The organism is Chitinilyticum piscinae (assembly GCF_015223195.1).
GTDB classification, from domain to species: domain Bacteria; phylum Pseudomonadota; class Gammaproteobacteria; order Burkholderiales; family Chitinibacteraceae; genus Chitinilyticum; species Chitinilyticum piscinae.
In genome coordinates, this window is the sequence record NZ_JADFUA010000003.1 from 159,997 (window position 1) to 181,574 (window position 21,578).

Genomic DNA, 21,578 nt, shown 5'->3' on the forward strand with positions numbered 1-21,578 from the left:
CCCATGATGAATGCGCAGCACCCCTCTACCCCGCACGCGGAAAGCGGCTTTGCGGCCCTGCTTGGCGAAGCCCGGCACGCTTTCGAACGGGGGGACACGGTCAAGCCACTCCTGACCAAAGCCACCAGAGTCGCCCGTGATCCGGTACAGCTGGCGCAGCTGGCACTGTTGCGCGGCGAGCTACTACTGCGCGAGGGGCAGCGTACTCGCGCCCTGCATTGCTGGCTGGATGCCCAACAGCAGGCCCAGCTTGCCTGCCACTTCCGGCTGATGTCCCAATCCTGGCAACTTATCGCCAGCTGGCACTTGCTGGCCGGCCAGGCCGGTACGGCGCTGCGGCTGGCCAGCCATGCGCTGGACCTGGCCCGGCAGGCAGCCAGCCGCCCCCTGCAGGCCCGCTGCCTGCTGACACTGGCTCGTGCAGCCTACCAGCAGGGAGACACAGTCACCGGCCAGATTGCCCAGCAGCATGCCATCCGCCTACAGGCACAGGACACGAGCAGCGTCGACCCCGGCTGGCATCAGGAGCTGGCCGAGCTGTACTGGCAAACTGGACAATTTGATGCTGCCCGCGACGTCCTTGAACAACTACTGCCGGTGCTGGTCAATCAGGCCAGACAGGCCGTGCTGCTCCGGCTGGGGAGAATTGCGCTGGCGACCGGCGATCACATGGCGGCGCTGACCCTGCTGGAAGAAGCCGACCGCAGCGGCAGCGTGACACCGGATCCGGACCGGCACGCACTGAAAGATGCGCTAGTCAGCGCACTGGCACAGAACGGCCGCACCGCCGATGCCGTGGCACTGCTGCTGCAGACCCGTGCCCAGCGCCAGAAGCCGCGCCGCCGCACCCGCGAACAGACGCGACTGGCGGCGCTGGAACTCAAGCTGCAGCTACTGACCTCCGAGCTGGAAGTCGCACAGCTGCGCCGTGAAGCGGAAGCCGAGCGGCAGAAGCTGCAGCTGCTGGAAACCGGAGCCTATCGTGATCCGCTGACCGGCCTGCCGAATCGCAGCTACCTCAACGAACGCCTGCCGGAATTGCTGGCCGCGGTGAGCGAAGGGCTGCCACTGAGCCTGCTGCTGATCGATTGCGACCAGCTGAAGGAGCACCGGGAGCGCTTCGGCGACGAAACCGCGGAACGGATTCTGGCTACCGTGGCGAACTTCCTAGCAGACAGCTATAGCGACACTGCTATACTGGCCCGCCATGACCAGCAGACTTTCATTCTGCTGCTGCAGGGCATTCCGCCGGCCACGGCGCTCCGGCTGGCCGGCCAGATCCGCCAGCGCATTGCTGGCAGCGACTGGGGCGGCATTGCGCCGGGGCTGGCCCTGACCGTCAGCATCGGCCACGCGGCAGCCCATGCCGATGACACCATGGATATTCTGTTGCTGCGTGCCGATCTGGCCATTTTCCTGGCACGCCGCCAGGGGGGCAACTGCGTGGCCGACGGAGACGAAACACCATGATGGACCCGGTAGCACTGCTGCAGGCCGAGCTTTCCCCGCTGGCACGCGAAGCCGCTCATGGCTCACCCAAAAGTCCGCGGATCATCGAGGCATTACTGGTCAGAGCCCGCCAGCTGGATTATCAGCCCCTGGAGGCCCTGGCCCTGGTCACGCTCGGGCATGCCTGGCAGCATGTCGGCAAAGCTCGCCAGGCACATCAGGCATTCCGGCGTGCGGCCGAGCTCTACCACCAGCTCGGTGATGGGCACGCCCGCATCGAGGCGCTGGTCGAGCTAGGGCGCTCGCATTATGCGTTCGGTGATCCGGCTCGGGCGCTGGCGATCTGGTCACGCACCCTGGAGCTGGCTCGTGGCAGCCACGACATGCGCAATTGCGCGCGCATCTGTCTGGGTGTCGGGCAGCTGTATGTCGCGCAGGGAGATCACCCGCGCTCGCTGCGCTATCACGAGCTGGCACTCAGCCTGGCACGACCACTGGGGGAAGAACACCTCTGTTGCGAGGCACTGCTCAATGTGGCTGGCGATGCATACCGCTGCCGCGATTTCACCCGGGCGCAGGACGCGCTGGCCGAAGCCGAACGCCTGCTGGCCGGCCCGGTGCAGAACCGCGTCTGGTCAGCCGAAGTGGTCAACTATCGCGGCCTCATCCACTACGAGCAGGGCGAATACCGTACGGCCGTGGCAACGCTGGACGTGGCCTTCACCCTGCATGACAACAACGACAATCTCTGGGGACGCGGGCACGCGCTGTTTGCCCTGGGCAAGGCACATCTGGCGCTGGAGGAGCTCGGTGCCGCGCACGACTGCTTCGCCGCCGCGCTGGACATGGCACAGCAGGGAAAACTGGGCAGCCTCATCATCCAGTGCGCCGAGCAGCTTGCCACCATGGCACTGGAGGCCGCGGATCACCGCAGTGCATTGCAATACCTGAGGCTGAGCGAAGCACTGGAACAAGGACAGCCGGAACACGCGATAAGACTACGGCCGCTCGCCGCCCCGCTGCGCCAGAAGCTGGATGAACTCGAAGCCGGCAGCCGCACGGCCCTGCTGCACCGGCAGCTCTTGCTCGCCGGCTAGCGGGGTAATTTCAGCAGCCAGCCAGCCGCGCTTCGCGCGCCAGAAACTCCCGCCCGAGCTCATCAGCCAGCATCAGGACCCGATGCTGGCGGGCCTCCTGCTCGATCCGCCCCTGCAACAGACTCGAGCGCTGGCGGAATAGCTCGGCCTGCTCGGGGCGCCCGGACAGCAGTGCATAGGTTGCCGCCTGCGCGGTCAGCCGCGCTTCGAGCTGGCGCAAACCATCGCTGCGGGCGATCAGCAGTGCCCGCTGGATGGTATCCAGGGCCTGCGGCAAGAGGTTCTGCCGGAACTGAACCTCGGCCAGTGTACCCAGCACATTGACCTCGCCCCAGTGGTAAGGCGTATCCAGCAGGATATCCAGTGCCCGCTCCAGCAACAGCTGCGCCGCTTCCGGCGGCTCGCCGGCATGCAGCAGCAGTTCGGCCTGTCGCCAGAGCGTTTCCGCCTCATGATGGGGAAAGCCATGCTGGCGACAGAGCGCAAGCGCGCTATCCAGACAGGTGCCGGCCTCGGCAAAGCGCGCCAGCCGGATCAGATTAGTGCCCAGATTGATACGGATGGCGGCCAGGACGAAGGGATCATCCAGCAGCTGCGCCACCCGGTCGGCCAGCTGATGCAGCTCGACCGCACGGGCTGGCTGGCCAAATGCATCGCAGATCTGCCCCAGCCCCAGCAGCGCACGCGCCTTGCAGCCCTGCAAGTCCGGCGCGTCGGCAGCCAGACGCACCGATTTTTCCCAGGCAGCCAGAGCCTGCGGATAGTGCCCGCGGGTGTAATTGCAACGGCCGATCTGCTCCAGCACCTCTGCCTCCCACGCCGCAAGGCCATGCGGTGCCAGCAGGGCCAGCGCCTCCTCGAGCAGCGTGAGGGCCTGGCCGGTTTCACCAAGCTGATCCTCGATATAGGACAATTTCAGTGCAGTCTGGACAAAGGCGGCGTGATCGTGGCCGCGCACATGCGTCAGCAGAGCCACACAGGCATCGCGGGCGGCAGCGGGACGGGTAAACAGGATGGCATCAATCGCATGCAGACGGGCCGCGTGCGCGTCAGAAGTAGCGGGCTGGCTCATGGTGTGCTGCTGGTGTAGGCACTATGGTTCAGCATGACACATGTGCGCCGGTTTTGCCGGCCGATCCGGCTGCGGAAAACCCCGATGGCAACGCAGGCAACGCCCAGTACACTGCAGACATGGATTCCACCAGTTTTCTCTCGGCCTTCGTCCTGCTGCTGATGGTCACCGACCCATTCGGCGGCATACCGCTGTTCGTCTCTCTGATGAAGCAGGTGCCGCGCCAGCGCCGTCTGGCACTCATCGTCCGCGAGGTCAGCGTCGCGTTTGTGGTGCTGCTGGCCTTCATGCTGTTCGGTAGCCAGTTCCTCGCACTCATGCATCTGTCACAGACCTCGCTGGGTATCGCCGGCGGGGTAATCCTGTTCCTGATCGCCTTGCGCATGGTATTTCCGCGCCCTGACGGCGTGTTTGGCCACACCACCACTGGCGAACCCTACATCGTGCCGCTAGCCATCCCCCTGCTGGCAGGGCCTTCGGCACTTGCAACGGTGCTGCTGCTGGTCGCCCGCGCACCGGACAAGCTGGGGCTGTGGATTGGCGCCCTCGCGCTCACCATGCTGGTCTGCGGGCTGACGCTGGCGTTTTGCGAAACCATCAGCCGCGTACTGGGCGAGCACGTCACGACGGCCTTCGAGCGCCTCATGGGGCTGATCCTGACCGCCATCGCCGTGCAGATGCTGCTCGATGGCATCCGGGCCTGGCTGATCGCTCTGCCGCACTAAATACCCAAACACCTATATATCACTAGACAAACCGCGAAGCAGCCCACAGCAACATACCCAGGCAACCCCTGGCAAAGCATCGCCTGTTTGACGCGCGGCAAGCCAGTCGTCAGCCTGCGCGCTACAATGCGTTCCGGGATAAGGCAGCGCCGCTGCCTTGCAGCCTGCGGCACGCAGGTCTAACAGGGAATCCGGGACAGGCCGCGCACCGCAGCCCCCGCCAGCGCATGAGGATCAGCATGAACCAGAACGAACTGAAAGAAGCCGTCGGCCGCGCCGCCATCCAGTATGTACCCGATGACTGCATCGTGGGCGTTGGTACCGGCTCGACCGCCAACTATTTCATCGACGCACTGGGCGAGATCAAGGGCCGCATCCAGGGCGCCGTGTCCTCATCGGTCGCCAGCATCGAGCGACTGAAAAAGCACGGGATTCCGGTGTATGACCTCAACGCGGTCGACCGCATCCCGGTTTATGTTGATGGCGCGGATGAAATCAACCGTCAACTGCAGATGATCAAGGGCGGCGGCGCAGCGCTGACGCGCGAAAAAATTGTCGCCGCCGTGGCCGACCAGTTCGTCTGCATCTGCGACGAATCCAAGCTGGTCGACGTGCTGGGCAAGTTCCCGCTGCCGGTGGAAGTCATCCCGATGGCCCGCTCCTACGTCGCCCGCGAACTGGTCAAGCTGGGTGGCCATCCGGTCTACCGTGAAGGCGTGGTCACCGACAACGGCAACGTCATCCTCGACGTGCACGGCTTGCAGATCACCGAAGCGAACAAGCTGGAAACCGCGATCAATGAGATTGTCGGCGTCGTCACCAACGGTATTTTCGCCCACCGCCGCGCCGACGTGCTGCTGCTGGGAACGGCCGACGGCGTGAAGACCTTCAAGTAACGCGGCTGCAACGCTACAATCGGCAACGGGAGCTGCGGCTCCCGTTGCCGTTTTGCCAGCCGAGGCCGGCACTTGCAACATGACTGCAACAAATCGCTGCTAGGATTGCGCCCTTACCCTGCCGGAGTACCGTAATGACCGAACACATTTCCAAACAATTTGACGCCGAGCTGGAAGCCATCCGCTCGCAAGTGCTGGGCATGGCCGGTCTGGTCGAACAGCAGGTGCGTCAGGCCATGGAAGCACTGGCCAGCGCCGACACGGCGATCATTAATCATGTGATCGAACAGGAAGAGCTGGTGAATGCCATGCACACCAAGCTCGACGACATGTGCGTGCACATGATTGCTCGCCGCCAGCCGGCAGCCAGCGACCTGCGTCTGGTGATGGCCGTGATCAAGTCGGTCGAAGACCTCGAGCGCATCGGCGACAAGGCGGCCAGCATCTGCAAGCGCGCCAAGACCCTGTTCGAAGGTGGCAAGATGCAGGTGCCGCGCCTGAACGACATCAAGCACATCGCCAATCAGGCCCTGGACATGCTCGCCCAGTCGCTGGACGCCTTCGCCCGCATGGATGCCGTCACCGCCAGCGAGGTCAAGCGCATGGACAGCCAGCTGGATACCGAATACCGCGCCCTGCAGCGCCAGCTGATCACCTTCATGATGGAAGACCCCCGCACCATTACCATGATGCTGGACATCCTGTGGGTGGCCAAGGCGATCGAGCGCATCGGCGATTACGCCGTGAGCATCTCGGAGCAAGTGATCTACATGGTCAAGGGCCAGGACGTGCGCCACAAGAGCCAGGACGAAGTCGACGCCGTCGCCAAGGCCGAGCGCCCCTGATCCTGCCAGCCGCACCGGGCTTGCCCGGTGCGCCCCTCCGGGGGCGAACCGCCATCCGCCGGATGGACACTTGGCCTCTGGGCTGTAAGCTATAACGAAGTCAGTCTTTTCTGCGAAAAATGGCATGCTTCGTCCCGTACTGCTCACCCTTGTCCTGCTGCCTGCGCTGGCGCTTGCTGCGCCGCCGCTCCGGGTCATGTACGGCGTGTCCCGCCCCCCTTTTGTCGATGAACGCACGGGGACCGGCATCTCCATCGAGCTGATGGAAGAAGCGCTGGCGCGCATGCAGCAATCCTCGCAGCGCCTGCACGCCAGCAACCGCCGGCTGGAAGCCGAACTGAAGGAAGGCAGCGTCGACATTGCCGTCGAAGTGCAACCGGGCGACCCGCGCCTGTATTATTCGCAGCCTTTTATTGCCTATCGCAACTACGCCGTCAGCAAGGACGGGCAACACTACCCGGACTGGCGCAGCATGCAAGGCAGGCAAGTGTGCGCATGGCAGAATGCCCGCGAGAACCTAGGTACCGACTTTGCGACAGCCACGCGGGAATTCGGCGGCTATCGCGAGTTTCCCGAGCAAATCAAACAGGTGCTGCACTGGCTCACTGGCCAGTGCGACATCATCCTCATTGATGACACCCTGCTGCGCCAGCACCTGCGCACGCTGCGCGGCAGCGTGCCCGAAGCCGCCACCATGGACGAGAGCAGGCTTACGCTGACGCCGCTACCGGTCAGGCATCAGTTGTGGTGGTACGTTGGTTTTCGTAACAAGGCACTGCGCGACCGTTTCGACCAGACGCTCAGCGCGATGCAGGCCGACGGCAGCTACACCCGCATCCGCGAGCGCCCCAACCAGCCGCCGCGCACGCGCTGAACAGCAATCAGCGCAAGCCCAGTGCCAGTGCCAGCGGCACAAACAGCAGCGACAGCAATGTGCCCGCCACAACAATCGCCGCCACCAGTTCCGGATCCTGCCGGTACTGCTCGGCAAACAGGTAATTGATCACCGCCGGGGGCAAGGCGCCGTACAGCAGCAGAATCCCGGCCTGTGCATGACTGAACTCCCACAACTGCACGCACAGCCAGGCCAGCAGCAAGCCGCTGACCGGGCACAGCAGCCCTGCCAGCAGGCCGGCGCCCCAGCGGGTGACGCGGAACTGCGCCATTCGCACCCCGAGCGAAAACAGCATCAGGGGTATCGCCATGGAGCCCAACATTTCCATTGGCTTGAACACCCATATCGGCATGGGTATTGCCAATTGCTGCACGGCAATCCCCGCCAGCAGCGCCCAGACCATCGGCGTGTTGAGCATGCTGGCAAGGGGTGCTCCGCGGTTGAACAGGCGGATGCCAACGGTGAAGTGCAGCAGGCTCAGCGTCACGAAGATCACCACCGCCGCGGCAAACTCCTGTGCACCGAAGGCAAACAGCCATAGGGGCAAGCCCATATTGCCGGTATTGGTGAACATCTGCGGCACCACAAAGGCCGGCACATTCAGCCGCAGCAGGCGCGCCACCAGCCAGGCCAGCAGGCCGCTACCGATCGTCACCACCAGTACTGCCAGCAGCAGCGGGCCGTAAGCGCCCCAGTGCACCGGCCGCTGCGTCATCGCGGTAAATACCAGCAGGGGCGACAGCAGCTCGATATTGAGGCGATTCAGCGCGGCGAGGTCAATGCTGCGCCAGCGTGCATAGGCCCAGCCGGCCAGCGCCAGCAGCAGCACTGGCGCAATAATGGAGAAAATCTGGTAGGGCATGGCGGCTCGCTGCGAGAACGATGACTGACCTTACCATGCCAGCCCATATCCGCACGTGACAGCCTGTCAGCCCGTAGCGCTCTCGCTGCCGGCCGCGGCGTCGCTTTCTTCTTCCGGCTCTTCGTCAGGAATCAGGCTGAGCGAATCCAGCCGGCTGCTGGCGGCCGCGGCCGATTCGGCAGGCTGCGCCAGCTTGCTTTCCAGCTTGATCTTCAGCCGCAGCTCGTTGAGCGAATCGGCATTACGCAGCGCGTCTTCCATGCCGATTTTGCCGGCTTCATAGAGTTCGAACAGCGCCTGATCAAACGTTTGCATGCCCAGCTCTTTCGACTTGGCCATGATGGCCTTGATCGCGCCAATGTCGCCCTTGAAGATCAAGTCAGCAATCAGCGGTGAATTGAGCATGATCTCGATCGCCGCGCAGCGCCCCTTGCCATCCATGGTCGGGATCAGCCGCTGCGAAATCATGCCGCGCATGTTCAGGCTCAGGTCCATGTACAGCTGCGGATGGCGTTCTTCCGGGAAGAAATTGACGATGCGCTCCAGCGCCTGGTTGGCACTGTTGGCATGCAGCGTGCCCATGCACAGGTGGCCGGTTTCGGCGAAGGCCATCGCGTACTCCATGGTTTCCTTGTCGCGGATTTCGCCGATCAGGATCACGTCGGGGGCCTGGCGCAGGGTGTTCTTCAGCGCGGCAAACCAGTTGTGCGTATCGCGGCCGACTTCGCGATGGGTAATCAGGCAGTTCTTGCTCTTGTGCACATACTCGACCGGATCTTCGATGGTGATGATGTGGCCGTGGGTACTGCGGTTGCGGTAGTCGAGCATCGCCGCCATGGTGGTCGATTTGCCGGAACCGGTCCCCCCCACCAGCAGCACCAGCCCGCGCTTGGCGCTGACCACGTCTTTCAGGATCGGCGGCAAGCCCATTTCGTCGAAGTCGGGAATCTTGGTGGTGATGGTGCGCAGCACCATGCCGACCTTTTCCTGCTGCACGAACACATTGACGCGAAAGCGCCCGATACCCGGCGGACTGATGGCGAAGTTGCACTCGAGTTCGCGCTCGAACTTGGCGCGCTCGTCCTCGCTCATCAGCGCGTAGGCCATCGCCCGTGTCTGCTCGCCATTGAGTTTGTTCTGCCCCACCGGCGTCAACTTGCCGTGGATTTTCATCGCCGGCGGAAAATCGTCGGAGATGAACAGATCGGAGGCATGGTGCTGCAGCATCATCTGCAGCAGCTGAGTCATGAATTTCTGGGCTTGTTCGACTTGCATGGTTTCAACACCAGTTTTGCGGGTGTCCTGAAACTTAGCAAGTTGCGGCCGCTTTACAAGTCAGCCTGCATGCAACAGCTGCCCGCTGTCCATCCTGATTTGCTTGCATGGCAGGCCACCGCGCGCCTAGGCTAGGCGCTGATAAAAAGAATGATTCTCCGGCCTGCGCCGGAGACAGCGAGGATTGCGCATTATGTCCCTCTGGCTGGCCGGCTTGTGCATCGGCGCCTATTTCTGCCTGATTTTCTGGTTTGCCCACCGCATCGACCACCGTCCGGCACGTCCCCAGCCCGCCTGGGTGTACTCGCTATCCCTTGCGGTGTTCTGCACCAGCTGGACTTTCTACGGCAGCATCGGCCGGGCAGCCAGCAGCGGCTGGAGTTTCCTGCCGATCTACGTCGGCCCGGCGCTGGTTTTTCTCTGCGCCCAGCCTTTTCTGCAACGACTCTTGCATGTGTGCAAGAGCGATCACCTCACCAGCATTGCCGACCTGATCGCAGCCCGACATGGCAAAAGCCCGCTGGTCGGCGCCGCTGTCACACTCATGGCGCTGGTCGGCGTGGTTCCCTACATCGCGCTGCAACTCAAGGCCATGAGCGACAGCGTGGAGATTCTCAATCACTACCCGCTGACCCGCGCACTGCAGCATCCGGAGCACTTCTGGCAGGACATTGGTTTCTGGGTTGCACTGCTGATGGCGGCCTTCGTCATCCTGTTCGGCACCCGGCAAACCGACGCATCCGAACAGCATCGCGGGATGGTCGGCTCGGTCGCCCTGGAGTCCGTGGTCAAGCTGCTGGCCTTTGTGTTAGCTGGCGGACTGATCCTGTACGCGGCCGGCGGATGGGAAGGACTGAGCAGCCGCTTGGCCGAGCAGCCGCAACTGCAGCAGCGTACCGATCCGGCGGTGCTCTTTAGCGGCAACTTCTGGTTGCTGAGTCTGCTCGCAGGGCTGGCGATCTTCTGCCTGCCGCGACAGTTCCAGGTCGGCATCGTCGAGAACACCGATCCGGCACATCTGCGCGCCAGCCGCTGGCAATTTCCGCTCTACCTGCTGCTGATCAATCTGCTGGTGATGCCGCTCGCACTCACCGGACTATCCGTCTTCGGCAGCAGCCAGCAGGCGGACGGCTACCTGTTGGCATTGCCGCTACAACAGCAGCAACCGCTGGTGGCACTGCTGGTCTTTCTCGGCGGGGTGTCGGCCGCCACGGCGATGATCATCGTTGAAACCATCGCGCTGGCAACCATGGCCAGCAACAACTTGCTGCTGCCGTTACTGATTCGCCGGCATCTGGCTCAAGATGGCGCGCCGCACGAACTGGCCCGCCTGATTCGTCCGGTGCGCCAGCTCACCATCCTTCTGGTCGTGCTGGCCAGCTATGCCTTCATGCGACTGGTTGGCGCCAGCTACAGCCTGGTCAGCATCGGGCTGATTTCGTTTGTTGCCGTCGCGCAGTTTGCGCCGGCCATCCTCGGTGCGCTGTACTGGCGACAGCGCCAGCGCAACGGCGCACTGGCCGGCTTGCTGGGTGGCTTTAGCGTCTGGGCTTACACCCTGCTACTCCCTGCCGTTGCGCATTCCGGCGGCCCCGGCGCCGACATTCTGGCGCAGGGTCTCTTCGGCCTGTCCTGGCTGCGCCCCGAAGCACTGTTTGGCGCAAGCTGGCTGGAGCCGGCCACCCATGCACTGGTGTTCAGCCTGCTTTTAAACAGCAGCCTGTATATCGCTGTACCACTCATATTCAAAAACCCTGCGGCGAATAGCCCGACTCAAAATAAGCCAGCCCCCCTGGGCAGCAATGCCCACCTGCTGAACGAACTGGCACATTTCTTTCCAGCAGAGCGCCTGCAAGCGGCCCAACAGGAGCTTGAAAAGCGCCGCGGCCAGCCTCTGGCTGCTGACGAGCCGCCAGATGAACTCACCCGACGCTGGGCAGAAACACAGCTCACTGGTCTGCTCGGGCCGGCCATGGCACGTGTCGTCATCGCCGCCACGCTGGCGCGCCACGAACAGCAGGCCGACACCCACGCCCTGCTCGATGCGGCCTCACAGGCCATCCAGGCCAATTGGGATGCGCTGCGCACCACGCTGGACCATCTTGGTCAGGGTGTCTGCATGTTTGATGCCGAGCAGCGGCTGGCAGTATGGAATGCGCGCTTTTTCGAACTGATGCAGTTCCCGCTCGCGCTGGAGCGTGTCGGCACGGCACTGGAGGAGTTTATCCGCCATGAAGCCGTGCGCGGCGGGCTGGGCGCAGGCAAGCCCGAAGCATTGATCCAGGAGCGACTGCATCAGCTGGCCGAGCGCTTTGCCATTCTCAAGGGCAACCGCACCCTCAGTGATGGGCGCATTGTCGAATGGCAATGGCGGCCAGTCGCACATGGCGGCCTGGTGGGAACCTTTACCGACGTCACCACCCAGAAGCGTGCCGAACAATGGCTGGAGGAAAAAGTCACCGAACGCACCGAAGCTCTGCGCCAATCCGAGCGCCGGCTGCATGATTTTGCCAGCTCGGCCTCGGACTGGTTCTGGGAAACGGACGCCGAATTCCGCTTCACGCATGTCAGTGAGCGCTTTTTCGACTACAGCGGCATGCATCCCGACCAGGTACTGGGGCAAACCCGCTGGTCGCTGGCCGGCCATGCCGACTCCGTGCCGCTACCGCCCCATCTCGCGCAGCACCAGCAGGCCATGCACCGGCAGGAAGCGATCCGCGATTTTGAATATCAGCTGCAGGGCAGCACTGGCAAAGAGCTGCATCTGCGGGTATCCGGCCAGCCCTGGTATGACAGCGATGGGCGTTTCTGCGGCTACCGCGGCACCGGCAGCGACATCACCGAGCTGGTGAACCAGCGCAACGACCTGCTGCGCTCGGAACGCATGGCTACACTGGGCGGACTGGTGGCCGGTGTGGCTCATGAAATCAACACGCCGATTGGCGTGAGCGTGACCGCCAACAGCGTGCTGGAGGACGAGCTGAAACATATCCGGGATAGCTTCGACAGCGGTAAGCTGGGCAAACAGCAGCTGGGACGCTTTCTGGATCTGGCCGACGAGAGTGTCTCTGCGACCAGCCGCAATCTGCAACGCGCCGCCGAGCTAGTGCGCAGCTTCAAGGAGGTTGCCGTTGACCAGACCACCGATGAGAAACGCCGCATCGAAGTCGGTGCGTACCTGGAAGAAATCCGCGCCAGCCTGGTACCGGCACTGAAACGCAGCCGGCATCAATTCCGCATCGAATGCCCGGAACTCATTCAGCTGGAAACCTACCCCGGAGCGCTGGCGCAAATCGTCACCAATCTGGTCAACAACAGTTTGCTGCACGGGTTTGATAACCGCGAAGAAGGTGACATCACATTGCGCGTGCTGCGCGATGCCCGCGGGCAGGTGCATTTTGACTATCAGGACAATGGCCACGGTATGGATCCTGCCACAGCCAGTCGCATCTTCGACCCCTTCTTCACTACCCGCCGTGGCAGTGGTGGCAGCGGACTGGGCATGCATATTGTCTACAATCTGGTCACGCAGAAACTGGGCGGCAGCATCCGGGTAGACAGTGCTCCCGGCCTGGGATGCCGAATAGCGTGGGACGCCGCCAGCGCCAGCTAATACCCATTGCCATATAGCCTCGTAGCTATTGATCATATTCAATTTCAGCCACATACCTACGAGCTGCAACATCTGCCCCCCCTCTTGCGGGTCGGCTCGCTCGCGTATTAGCCTAGCCACATCCCGCTTGCAAACGATCATCATGACTCCGTCATTTCAGTTTCCCGGCCCTTGGCAAACCCTGCTGTTCGTACTGCTCCTTCTGGGAGTACCGGTTGCGGCCTTTTTCATCAACGCGCACTTCGACGAGCCGCTAGACAGCGCTACCCAGCAATGGCTGGACTGGCAGCTGCCCGCCGTCGCCACAATGGATAATGGCTATCTCGATCTGGTCGCACTGGAAGCCACTGCGCCAGATCGCCTGCAATTGGCCGCGACAGCATTGGCGCGGCAGGTCGAGATCGCCAGCCTGGCTGGCGGCGATCACGCCAAGCTCTATGCCGAAGCGTTCCAGCCATTGCAAATCCAGAACCAGCAAATCAAGCTACCGGAAGGGCTCTGCGGCAAGGATGCCACGCACTGCCTACCCGCCCTGCATGAACACGCCGCCCTGCTGCAAAGCCTGCGCGCAGCAAACCGCGAGCCGCTGCAACGCTATCAGCAGATGCTATCGCGCCCTGCCTATGCGGAATTGCTGCCACCGGATCTGACTGTGCCGATTCCGGGATATGCTTATCCGATGCAGCTCAGCAAGCTTAACGCCAGCCAAATCGCCGATCTGGCAGCTGCGGGACAGTTCGACGCTGCGCTGGCCTTATGGAATAAGGAGCAGCAGTTCTGGCTGCGGGCGGCCCATGGTTCACGCACGCTGATCAACCTGATGGTAGCGGCTGCGGGGCTCCGACGCGGCACACTGTTGCTTGCCGATCTGCTCGACACCTACCCGCAACTGGCAACGACTGAGCTGAATGCAACCCGCAGGGTGCTTGAAGAGAGCCTGCAGCTGCGACCGCTCTTGCTGCAAGGAGCAATGTACGAATTCCAGGGGGTGGCGTACATCATTCGCCATCCAGAAGTAAACGCCCCGGCAGGCAAGGCGCTGGATCCTGGCGACAAGGTGCTGCTGAGCATGATCAAGCCGCATGCATCGCTCAACCTCCAGCAGCGGCTGCAGCAAAAACAACTGCAACAACTGGGTATCCCCATCCCGTCCGCACTAGCCAACAACAAGGCGGAAGCAGAATCCACCTGCGACAGTGAGCGCCCCTGGCTGAGCTTCAACAATCCGGGCGGAAAGCTGCTGGCCTGCATAGCCGAGCCGGATTTCAGCAGCTACCGTGACCGGCTGGCCACCGTCGAAAAGGACAGCCAGACTCTGCTGAACCGGCTGCAGGCACAATAAATCCGTGTCGTTAAACAACAAAGCCTCCTTGCGGAGGCGTTGTTGTGTCTTGCCGATCATCCGGCATGCGCCACGGCGGGATCAGTCACCGAGTTGCGCCAGCAGCTCGGCCTGCTGCTCGTTGATCAGCGCCTGGGTCAGCTCGTCCAGATCGCCATCCATGATGAAATCCAGCTTGTAGAGCGTCAGGTTGATGCGGTGATCGGTCATCCGCCCCTGCGGGAAGTTGTAGGTGCGGATACGCTCGGAGCGGTCGCCGGAACCGATCAGGCTCTTGCGTTCGGCCGCTTCCTTGGCCTGCTGCGCCTGCAACTGCGCATCCTTGATGCGTGCGGCGAGCACGGCCAGCGCGCGTGCCTTGTTCTTGTGCTGGCTGCGGTCGTCCTGGCACTCGACGACGATACCGGTCGGGATGTGCACGACGCGCACCGCCGAATCGGTCTTGTTGATGTGCTGGCCGCCCGCACCGCTGGCGCGGAAGGTGTCGATGCGCAGATCCGCCGGATTGATGTCCACCTCGCCCACTTCGTCCGCTTCCGGCATCACGGCCACGGTGCACGCGGACGTGTGGATACGCCCCTGCGTTTCGGTCACCGGCACGCGCTGCACGCGGTGCCCGCCCGATTCGAACTTCAGCCGCGAATACGCGCCGAAACCGGCGATGCGCGCGATGATTTCCTTGTAGCCGCCCAGATCGGATTCGTTGGCCGACATGATCTCGACCTGCCAGCGGTTGCGCTCGGCGTAGCGCGAATACATGCGGAACAGGTCGGCGGCGAACAACGCCGATTCGTCACCACCGGTGCCGGCGCGGATTTCCAGAAAGATATTGCGCTCGTCGTTGGGATCCTTGGGCAGCAATGCTTTCTGCAGCTCGATATCCAGCTCTTCGATGCGCGCCTTGCCGGCCGCAATTTCTTCTTCGGCCATGTCCTTCATGTCCGGATCGGCCAGCAATTCCTGCGCGGTTGCGAGGTCCGCCTCGACTTGCTGGAACTGGTGATAGAGCTCGACCACGGGGGTCAGCTCCGCGTGTTCGCGGGTGAGCTTGCGGTACTGGTCCATGTCACGGGTAGCGTCTTCGCTGGACAGCAGCATGCCGACTTCTTCAAGACGATCGGCAAGTTGGGCGAGTTTGGCGGCAATACTGGGTTTCATTTCTTGAACGCTGAATTGAATTTGTCTTCGTTTAAATAATTGGCAAACTGGCCGAGTGCCGCATTTACGGCAGGATCGGCCATGATTTCCCGCATTGCCACTTGGCCAAGCATGCCAAAGGCTTCCTTGAATGCGTTACCACCATCCTGTTCCAGCGCTAGCCTGGCGGATTCCCTGCATCGCTCCACAACCAATGTTTCAACCATGGCGGCAAGCTGTTTATCGATTTTCACGCGATCATTATCAGACAGGCGGGAGTAGGGTTGAATTTCCGGGTGTATTGCCATGGACGAGAAAATCCATCGCGCCAGATCCTTGCGATCCTTACCAGTCGTATTATCTGCCATGCACGCAGCCAGGGCAGTGGATGCCGGGCTGGCCATTACGGCTGGCGCCACGCAGCCAAGCAACACCAGTGCAGCAATTGAATGCACTACCATTTTCATCCCTGTTTCTCCCGCGTTCATTGAAATCAATCCAGCTCATGCAGCCGGTATAGCCGGCGCACGGTATCGACCAGCTCGGCCTGCTGTTCACCCTGCGCGGCATTCAGCGCTGCCAGCGGGGTATGCAGAAATTTGTTGCTCATCTGGCGCGCAAGTTCTTCGAGCACCTGCTCGGCCGCCATGCCGCTGGCGAGCTGCTTTTTCGCGCGCTCCAGCTCCTTGCGCTGGATGCGCTCGGCATGGTCGCGCAGCTCGCGGATGGTGGGCACCAGCGCCCGCCCGGCGAGCCATTGGCGGAATTCGTCGATGCGCTCGGTGATCATCGCCTCGGCCAGCGCGGCTTCGCTCTGGCGCGATTCCAGCCCTTCGCGAACCACTTCAGCCAGATCATCGACGGTGAACAGGTATACGTCTTCGAGTTTGCTGACTTCGGGCTCGACATCACGCGGTACAGCCAGATCGACCATGAACACGGGCCGGTGTTTGCGCGCCTTGATGGCCCGCTCCATCATGCCCTTGCCGACAATCGGCAGCGAGGCCGCAGTCGAGGTAATCACGACATCGAATTCGTGGATGCGCTGCGGCAACTCGGCCAGCAGCATCGCTTCGCCGCCGAGAGCACTGGCGAGTTTCTCGCCCCGCTCCAGCGTGCGGTTGGCCACGGCAATCGCGCGCGGCCGTTGCGCGTGCATGTGCGTGGCACACAGCTCGATCATTTCACCGGCACCGATAAAGAGCACCCTGCACTCGGCGACCGAGGGAAAAATGCGCTCGGCCAGCCGCACGGTGGCGGCTGCCATCGATACCGACGCGGCACCGATGCGTGTTTGCGATCGCACATCCTTGGCTACGCCGAAGGCACGCTGGAACAGGCCGTTGAGCAGCACGCCCAGTGTGCCGGCATCGCGCGCGCTGCGCTCGGCGTCTTTCAACTGGCCGAGAATCTGCGTTTCGCCCAGCACCATCGAATCCAGCCCGCACGCCACACGGTAGGCATGGCGCACCGCGTCGTGATCTTCGAACAGGTAAAGGTAGCCGTCGAGTTCGTCGGGCTGGCGATGGCGCAGCGCAGCCAGCCAGCGCACCAGCTCGGCGCCGCTGTCCGCGTTGCAGTACAGCTCGGTGCGGTTGCACGTCGAGACAATCATCGCCTCGTGCACGCCAGGACAATCGACCAGCTGCTGCAGTGCGCCACCCAGCTCGTGCGGCCCGAAGGCCAGCAGCTCGCGCACCGCCAGCGGGGCGGTGTGGTGGTTGAGTCCCAGCACGATCAGTTTCATGGAGTGCGGTGCGATGTCAAAACCTTGGATTTTAACCCGAAAGCAGGCGCAGCGGCGGCCAGCGGCAACTACCGTCGACCTACCACCAGACTGGCTCGGCTTCGAGTTCGACGCCGAAGTGCTGCCGCACATCGGCCTGCACCGCCTGCATCAGCGCCGTCACGTCAGCACCGCTTGCACCACCGTGGTTGACCAGCACCAGCGCCTGTTTTTCGTACATGCCCACCGGCCCCAGCCGGCGGCCCTTCCAGCCACACTGATCGATCAGCCAGCCGGCGGCCAGCTTCATCAATCCGATACCTGCAGGGTATGCAACCAGACCCGGGTACTGTTGCTGCAAAGCAGTACATACATCAGCAGGTACTACCGGGTTCTTGAAAAAACTGCCCGCATTACCGATCACCGCCGGGTCCGGCAATTTGCGGCGGCGCACATTGATCACCGCCTGTGCGACCCCCTGCGCCGTGCGCGGCAGGCCAGCCCCGGTCAGCTCGGTTTCGATATCCCCGTAGGCGGTATTCAGCGCATGCTGCTTGGGCAGGCGGAACACCACCTCCGCGATCAGCCAGCGGCCGGCCTCCGCCTGCTTGAACACGCTGTCGCGATAGGCAAACTGGCAGGTATCACTGTCAAACCGGCGAATTTCATCGCCGTCCAGCGCATACCCGGTCAACTCAAAAAAATGGTCCTTGATCTCGGCACCGTAGGCGCCGATGTTCTGCACCGGCGCCGCCCCCACCGTTCCGGGAATCAGCGACAGGTTTTCCAGCCCTGCGTAGCCCTGCGCCAGCGTCCACTGCACAAAGTCGTGCCAGTTCTCGCCCGCGCCGGCAGCTACATACCAGGCGGCGTCATCCTCGCGCACCAGCCGGCGCCCCATGATCTCGACCTTCAGCACCAGCGCGGCCACATCGCCCCCCAGCACCAGATTGCTGCCACCACCGAGCACACGGCACGGCAAGCCGGCAGCCCGCGGATCGGCCAGAACAGCAAGCAGATCATCACGCGAGGTGATGCGCGCCAACCATTGCGCACGCGCGCTGACGCCCAGTGTATTGCACGGCTGCAGGGAAAAATCGGGCAATAGTCGGTCAGTCATGCCGGGAACCATAGTCAGAAAACGGGATTATCGCGCGAAGCGGGCACAGGCGTCAGGGGCGATTTCCCAGATGCCAGCGGGCGCAGTACCACTTCACCTGCTCTTCGTTGGTGCCGGTTACCGGCACCAACACGCTGCCCATTTTGGAGAGGTAGCGCGGATAGGGGCCGGGCAAGGACTCAAAGGTGTAGCCCAGCCGCTGTTCGATATTCTTGCGTACGGTGTCGACCTTGCCCTTGACCAGCGCGCCGACCATGCGCACGCCGGAATCGGGCAGCTCGACCCAGACCTCCAGCGCCGGATTGCCGGCAAGCTGCGCTTTCTGCGCGTCGAACCATTCGGCTTCGCCCCACACACGCAGCGGCTGGCCGAGATACTGGCGGAAATAGCTGCGCCAGTAATCGGTCGACCACTCGCCGCGACAGGACAGCTGCGCTTCCATCTGGTCGCCGAAATGGCTGGGAATCTTGCCGGCTGCACTCAAGGAGAGCAGTAGCGCACAAAGCGACAAAGGCCAGCGCACGGTAATGCGCTGACCTTTGCGGGGGCGGCTGCGGCGGGCATTCCGCCCGCCACAAGCTGCTGCCGTGTTAGCCACTGTTGCGCAGACCCGCCGCGATACCGTTGATGGTCAGGTGCACGGCATGGGCAACGTCTTCGCTTTCGTCACCGCTACGCATGCGCTTGAGCAGCTCGACCTGCAGATGGTTCAGCGGATCGAGGTAAGGCAGTCGGTTGGCCAGGCTGCGCGCGAGCATCGGGTTGTCACCCAGCAGCTCGTTGTGTTCGGTGATCGCCAGTACGGCGTCCACCGCACGCTGCCATTCGTCCTTGATGCGACCGAAGATGCGCTGTGCCAGCTGCTGGTCGTTGACCAGCTCGGAGTAGCGCGCGGCGATCGCGATGTCGGACTTGGCCAGCACCATTTCCATATTGGAAATCGAGCTGGTGAAGAACGGCCAGGTCTGGTACAGGTGGCGCAGCGTCTTGAGGCCTTCCTCGCCGGAATCCTTCAGGTATTCGGCAATGGCGGTACCAAAGCCATACCAGCCCGGCAACATCAGTCGACACTGCGACCAGGAGAACACCCACGGAATCGCACGCAGGTCGGCGATGCTGTTGGTGGCCTTGCGGGCAGACGGTCGCGAACCGATGTTCAGGTTCGGGATTTCGCCGATCGGCGTGGCTTCGCGGAAGTAGGTCACGAAATCCGGTGTTGCGTACACCAGATCGCGGTAGGCCTGATAGGCGCGTACCGACAGCTTTTCCATCAGGTCGCGACGCGGTTGCGGGTCAACGCCCTCTTCCCACTTGGCAAAGCTGGCTTCCAGCGTGGCAGCCACCAGGATTTCCAGATTGCGGCGACCGACTTCACGGTCCGCATACTTCGCGGCAATCACTTCGCCCTGTTCGGTAATCCGGATCTGCCCGTTCACCGAGCCTACCGGCTGCGCCAGGATCGCGTCGTAAGCCGGACCACCACCACGACCGACGGTACCACCGCGACCATGGAACAGGCGCATCTTGAAGCCGAACTTGTTGAACACATCCACCAGCTTCAGCTCGGCCTTGTACAGCTCCCAGTTGGAGGTCAGGTAACCGCCATCCTTGTTGGAATCCGAATAGCCCAGCATCACTTCCTGCACACCATCGCGGCAGGCCAGCAGCTGGCGCCACTGCGCGATGCTGAACAGCTCGGTCATGATCGTATCGCTGCCACGCAGATCGGGAATGGTCTCGAACAGCGGAATGATGTTGACCTTGCTGCGGATCTGCGGCGCCAGGGACACGAGGCCGACATCATTCAGCAGAACGGCGACTTCGAGAATATCGGACACCGAATCGCAGTTGGAGATGATGTAGTTCGGCAGTACTTCCTCGCCATACTGCGCCTGGATCTCGGCAGCAGCCTTGAGGATGTTCAGCTCCTTCTGCACGTCTTCGCTGTATTCGACATCGTACGGGCAGATCAGCGGACGCGGGCTGGCCAGCTCGCGCAGCAACACCACGCGACGGGAATGCTCGTCCAGCGACTGGTAGTCTTCCAGACCGGCGCGGTTGAACAGCTCGGAAATGACCTTCTCGTGCATGCCGGAATGCTGACGCATGTCGATCGGCGCCATGTGGAAACCGAACACGCTCACGGCACGCTGCAGGCGGCGCAGACGGCCGGCGGCAATCTTGGCGGCGCCATGCGCCTTCAGCGAATTGGCAACGACGGCCAGATCAGCAGCCAGCTCCTGCGGCAGCTCGTAAGCGGGGGCATGCGCCACATCGTGCAGGGTGTGATGGAACGTGCCAATCTTGGCCGCAGTCGCGAACACGCGCGCACGGATGGCGGACATGGCCAGACGGTAGGGCTCGCCACCCTTGCGTGCCACATCATCGGTCGCGCTTTCAGCCAGCGCCTGCAGCGACTGGTCAACCTGCACCAGGCGGGCCGACATCGACAGTTCGTTTTCCAGCTTCTGGCATTGCTGGTAGTAATAATCCAGCACGACACCGGCCTGGCGCGATACGGCGTAGCGCAACACGTCGGCAGTCACGAACGGGTTGCCGTCACGGTCGCCGCCGATCCAGCTGCCGACGTGAATGAAGTTCGGCAATTCGACCTGCTGGCCGGACAACTCGGCCAGACGGTCTTCCAGATCAACGTACAGACGCGGAATTTCGTGCAGGAAGGTATTGCGGAAATAGGTCGAGCCGTTTTCGATTTCGTCCTGCACCTTCAGCTTGAAGGTACGGATTTCGCGGGTCTGCCACAGGGTCTGCATGACGCGTTCGAGCGCGTCCTGATTGGCCTTCTGCTCTTCCGGCGTCATCTGCACACGATCGCGCTCGGTCAGCAGCTCGGCCAGGGCACGGTGGCAATCCAGAATGGTCTTGCGCTTCACTTCGGTCGGATGCGCGGTCATCACCGGAGCAATGAGCGTCTCGTTGAGCAGCGCCAGCATTTCGGCCGGCTTGTGGCCCTTGGCGGTCAGATCGGCAATCGCGGCAGCCAGGCTGCCGCGCTGGGCCGCCGAGCCCATCATCTTGTGTGCGCGGCGACGGCGGTTGTGATGCAGGTCTTCGGCGATGTTGGACAGGTGCGAGAAGTAGCTGAACGCGCGCACCAGCGAAATCGTCGCCGGCAGCTCCAGCGAGGACAGCGTGCGCGACAGCGCCTGACCGGCAGCGGCATCGTGCTCGCGCACATAGCGCACGGCCATGTCGCGAATGGATTCGATCTGATCGGAGGTCAGCACGCCGGCCTGTTCACGGATGGTGTCGGCAAGCAGCTCAGCCAGCAGGTCTAGGTCGCGAGTAAGCGGCAGGTCTTTCTCGGCAATCGGTTCGAGTACGGCCATGGCATTCCACTAAAGCTAAGAAAATCGGACGGAAAATAGTCCGGCATTTTAGCAGAAGATGCGGGAACTGACTCGATTTCTGACAATCAGAAGCCGAGCGAAATCAGGCAAATCCCCAATCCGCGCAGGCCAATCCATCCTTTGGGCTACGCAAACACCCAAGCTTGCCAGTGT

The 21,578-nt window shown here is 62.6% G+C and carries 17 protein-coding genes; 8 read left to right on the top strand and 9 right to left on the bottom strand.

The window, feature by feature from the left end; translation table 11 throughout:
• Positions 1-6 precede the first annotated feature (6 nt).
• Together INR99_RS06700 and INR99_RS06705 are read left to right on the top strand one after the other, a co-directional pair.
• Positions 7-1,470 carry a diguanylate cyclase domain-containing protein gene (locus INR99_RS06700; RefSeq protein ID WP_194115551.1) on the top strand — a complete coding sequence of 488 codons (1,464 nt, stop codon included), beginning with the start codon at positions 7-9 and terminating at the stop codon, positions 1,468-1,470.
• Complete coding sequence (locus INR99_RS06705; protein ID WP_194115552.1) at positions 1,467-2,546, top strand: tetratricopeptide repeat protein; 1,080 nt, start codon at positions 1,467-1,469, stop codon at positions 2,544-2,546. The genes INR99_RS06700 and INR99_RS06705 overlap by 4 nt, the downstream gene beginning before the upstream one ends.
• Positions 2,547-2,556: 10 nt before the next feature.
• On the opposite strand, the gene INR99_RS06710 is transcribed toward INR99_RS06705, so the two are convergent.
• The gene (locus INR99_RS06710) at positions 2,557-3,618 is read right to left on the bottom strand and encodes a tetratricopeptide repeat protein (protein WP_194115553.1); all 1,062 of its coding nucleotides are present in this window, start codon (positions 3,616-3,618) and stop codon (positions 2,557-2,559) included.
• A gap of 23 nt (positions 3,619-3,641) precedes the next feature.
• On the opposite strand from INR99_RS06710, the gene INR99_RS06715 reads away from it, so the two are divergent.
• From INR99_RS06715 to INR99_RS06730, 4 genes are all read left to right on the top strand, one after another.
• Positions 3,642-4,343: a MarC family protein gene (locus INR99_RS06715; protein ID WP_228098128.1), complete on the top strand. Its 702-nt coding sequence runs from the start codon at positions 3,642-3,644 to the stop codon at positions 4,341-4,343.
• A 239-nt stretch (positions 4,344-4,582) separates the two neighbouring features.
• Positions 4,583-5,239 (top strand): ribose-5-phosphate isomerase RpiA, encoded by a 657-nt coding sequence (gene rpiA / locus INR99_RS06720; RefSeq protein WP_194115555.1) that lies wholly within the window; start codon positions 4,583-4,585, stop codon positions 5,237-5,239.
• A gap of 134 nt (positions 5,240-5,373) precedes the next feature.
• Entirely contained in the window at positions 5,374-6,084 is a 711-nt protein-coding gene (phoU, locus tag INR99_RS06725) for a phosphate signaling complex protein PhoU (RefSeq protein WP_194115556.1), read from the top strand.
• Positions 6,085-6,208: 124 nt separating this feature from the next.
• On the top strand, positions 6,209-6,958 hold the full coding sequence (locus INR99_RS06730) for a substrate-binding periplasmic protein (protein WP_194115557.1): 750 nt from the start codon (positions 6,209-6,211) through the stop codon (positions 6,956-6,958).
• A gap of 7 nt (positions 6,959-6,965) precedes the next feature.
• On the opposite strand, the gene INR99_RS06735 is transcribed toward INR99_RS06730, so the two are convergent.
• Entirely contained in the window at positions 6,966-7,841 is an 876-nt protein-coding gene (locus INR99_RS06735) for an AEC family transporter (RefSeq protein WP_194115558.1), read from the bottom strand.
• Positions 7,842-7,907: 66 nt separating this feature from the next.
• A complete protein-coding gene (locus INR99_RS06740; RefSeq protein WP_194115559.1) occupies positions 7,908-9,116 on the bottom strand; it encodes a PilT/PilU family type 4a pilus ATPase in 1,209 nt (402 codons plus the stop codon).
• Between the two features lie 193 nt (positions 9,117-9,309).
• Here INR99_RS06740 and INR99_RS06745 point away from each other — a divergent pair, with 193 nt between their 5' ends.
• A complete protein-coding gene (locus INR99_RS06745) occupies positions 9,310-12,729 on the top strand; it encodes a PAS-domain containing protein (RefSeq protein ID WP_194115560.1) in 3,420 nt (1,139 codons plus the stop codon).
• Between the two features lie 142 nt (positions 12,730-12,871).
• On the top strand, positions 12,872-14,071 hold the full coding sequence (locus INR99_RS06750; protein WP_194115561.1) for a hypothetical protein: 1,200 nt from the start codon (positions 12,872-12,874) through the stop codon (positions 14,069-14,071).
• An 81-nt stretch (positions 14,072-14,152) separates the two neighbouring features.
• On the opposite strand, the gene prfA is transcribed toward INR99_RS06750, so the two are convergent.
• The 6 genes from prfA to ppc form a co-directional block, all read right to left on the bottom strand.
• On the bottom strand, positions 14,153-15,229 hold the full coding sequence (gene prfA / locus INR99_RS06755; RefSeq protein ID WP_194115562.1) for a peptide chain release factor 1: 1,077 nt from the start codon (positions 15,227-15,229) through the stop codon (positions 14,153-14,155).
• A complete protein-coding gene (locus INR99_RS06760; protein WP_194115563.1) occupies positions 15,226-15,696 on the bottom strand; it encodes a hypothetical protein in 471 nt (156 codons plus the stop codon). Before INR99_RS06760 ends, prfA begins: the two co-directional genes overlap by 4 nt.
• Positions 15,697-15,701: 5 nt before the next feature.
• Entirely contained in the window at positions 15,702-16,955 is a 1,254-nt protein-coding gene (gene hemA / locus INR99_RS06765) for a glutamyl-tRNA reductase (RefSeq protein WP_194115564.1), read from the bottom strand.
• Positions 16,956-17,034: 79 nt separating this feature from the next.
• Positions 17,035-18,054: a UDP-N-acetylmuramate dehydrogenase gene (murB, locus tag INR99_RS06770; protein ID WP_228098129.1), complete on the bottom strand. Its 1,020-nt coding sequence runs from the start codon at positions 18,052-18,054 to the stop codon at positions 17,035-17,037.
• A 52-nt stretch (positions 18,055-18,106) separates the two neighbouring features.
• Positions 18,107-18,652: a hypothetical protein gene (locus tag INR99_RS06775; RefSeq protein WP_228098130.1), complete on the bottom strand. Its 546-nt coding sequence runs from the start codon at positions 18,650-18,652 to the stop codon at positions 18,107-18,109.
• Positions 18,645-21,404 (bottom strand): phosphoenolpyruvate carboxylase, encoded by a 2,760-nt coding sequence (ppc, locus tag INR99_RS06780; protein ID WP_194115567.1) that lies wholly within the window; start codon positions 21,402-21,404, stop codon positions 18,645-18,647. The genes INR99_RS06775 and ppc overlap by 8 nt, the downstream gene beginning before the upstream one ends.
• Positions 21,405-21,578 lie beyond the last annotated feature (174 nt).

What these genes read in the sequence shown, in the direction of transcription:
- INR99_RS06700 (WP_194115551.1), top strand. Translation starts at nt 7, where the DNA reads ATGAATGCGCAGCACCCCTCTACCCCGCACGCGGAAAGCGGCTTTGCG.
- INR99_RS06705 (WP_194115552.1), top strand. Translation starts at nt 1,467, where the DNA reads ATGATGGACCCGGTAGCACTGCTGCAGGCCGAGCTTTCCCCGCTGGCA.
- INR99_RS06710 (WP_194115553.1), bottom strand. Translation starts at nt 3,618, where the DNA reads ATGAGCCAGCCCGCTACTTCTGACGCGCACGCGGCCCGTCTGCATGCG.
- INR99_RS06715 (WP_228098128.1), top strand. Translation starts at nt 3,642, where the DNA reads ATGGTTCAGCATGACACATGTGCGCCGGTTTTGCCGGCCGATCCGGCT.
- rpiA (WP_194115555.1), top strand. Translation starts at nt 4,583, where the DNA reads ATGAACCAGAACGAACTGAAAGAAGCCGTCGGCCGCGCCGCCATCCAG.
- phoU (WP_194115556.1), top strand. Translation starts at nt 5,374, where the DNA reads ATGACCGAACACATTTCCAAACAATTTGACGCCGAGCTGGAAGCCATC.
- INR99_RS06730 (WP_194115557.1), top strand. Translation starts at nt 6,209, where the DNA reads ATGCTTCGTCCCGTACTGCTCACCCTTGTCCTGCTGCCTGCGCTGGCG.
- INR99_RS06735 (WP_194115558.1), bottom strand. Translation starts at nt 7,841, where the DNA reads ATGCCCTACCAGATTTTCTCCATTATTGCGCCAGTGCTGCTGCTGGCG.
- INR99_RS06740 (WP_194115559.1), bottom strand. Translation starts at nt 9,116, where the DNA reads ATGCAAGTCGAACAAGCCCAGAAATTCATGACTCAGCTGCTGCAGATG.
- INR99_RS06745 (WP_194115560.1), top strand. Translation starts at nt 9,310, where the DNA reads ATGTCCCTCTGGCTGGCCGGCTTGTGCATCGGCGCCTATTTCTGCCTG.
- INR99_RS06750 (WP_194115561.1), top strand. Translation starts at nt 12,872, where the DNA reads ATGACTCCGTCATTTCAGTTTCCCGGCCCTTGGCAAACCCTGCTGTTC.
- prfA (WP_194115562.1), bottom strand. Translation starts at nt 15,229, where the DNA reads ATGAAACCCAGTATTGCCGCCAAACTCGCCCAACTTGCCGATCGTCTT.
- INR99_RS06760 (WP_194115563.1), bottom strand. Translation starts at nt 15,696, where the DNA reads ATGAACGCGGGAGAAACAGGGATGAAAATGGTAGTGCATTCAATTGCT.
- hemA (WP_194115564.1), bottom strand. Translation starts at nt 16,955, where the DNA reads ATGAAACTGATCGTGCTGGGACTCAACCACCACACCGCCCCGCTGGCG.
- murB (WP_228098129.1), bottom strand. Translation starts at nt 18,054, where the DNA reads ATGACTGACCGACTATTGCCCGATTTTTCCCTGCAGCCGTGCAATACA.
- ppc (WP_194115567.1), bottom strand. Translation starts at nt 21,404, where the DNA reads ATGGCCGTACTCGAACCGATTGCCGAGAAAGACCTGCCGCTTACTCGC.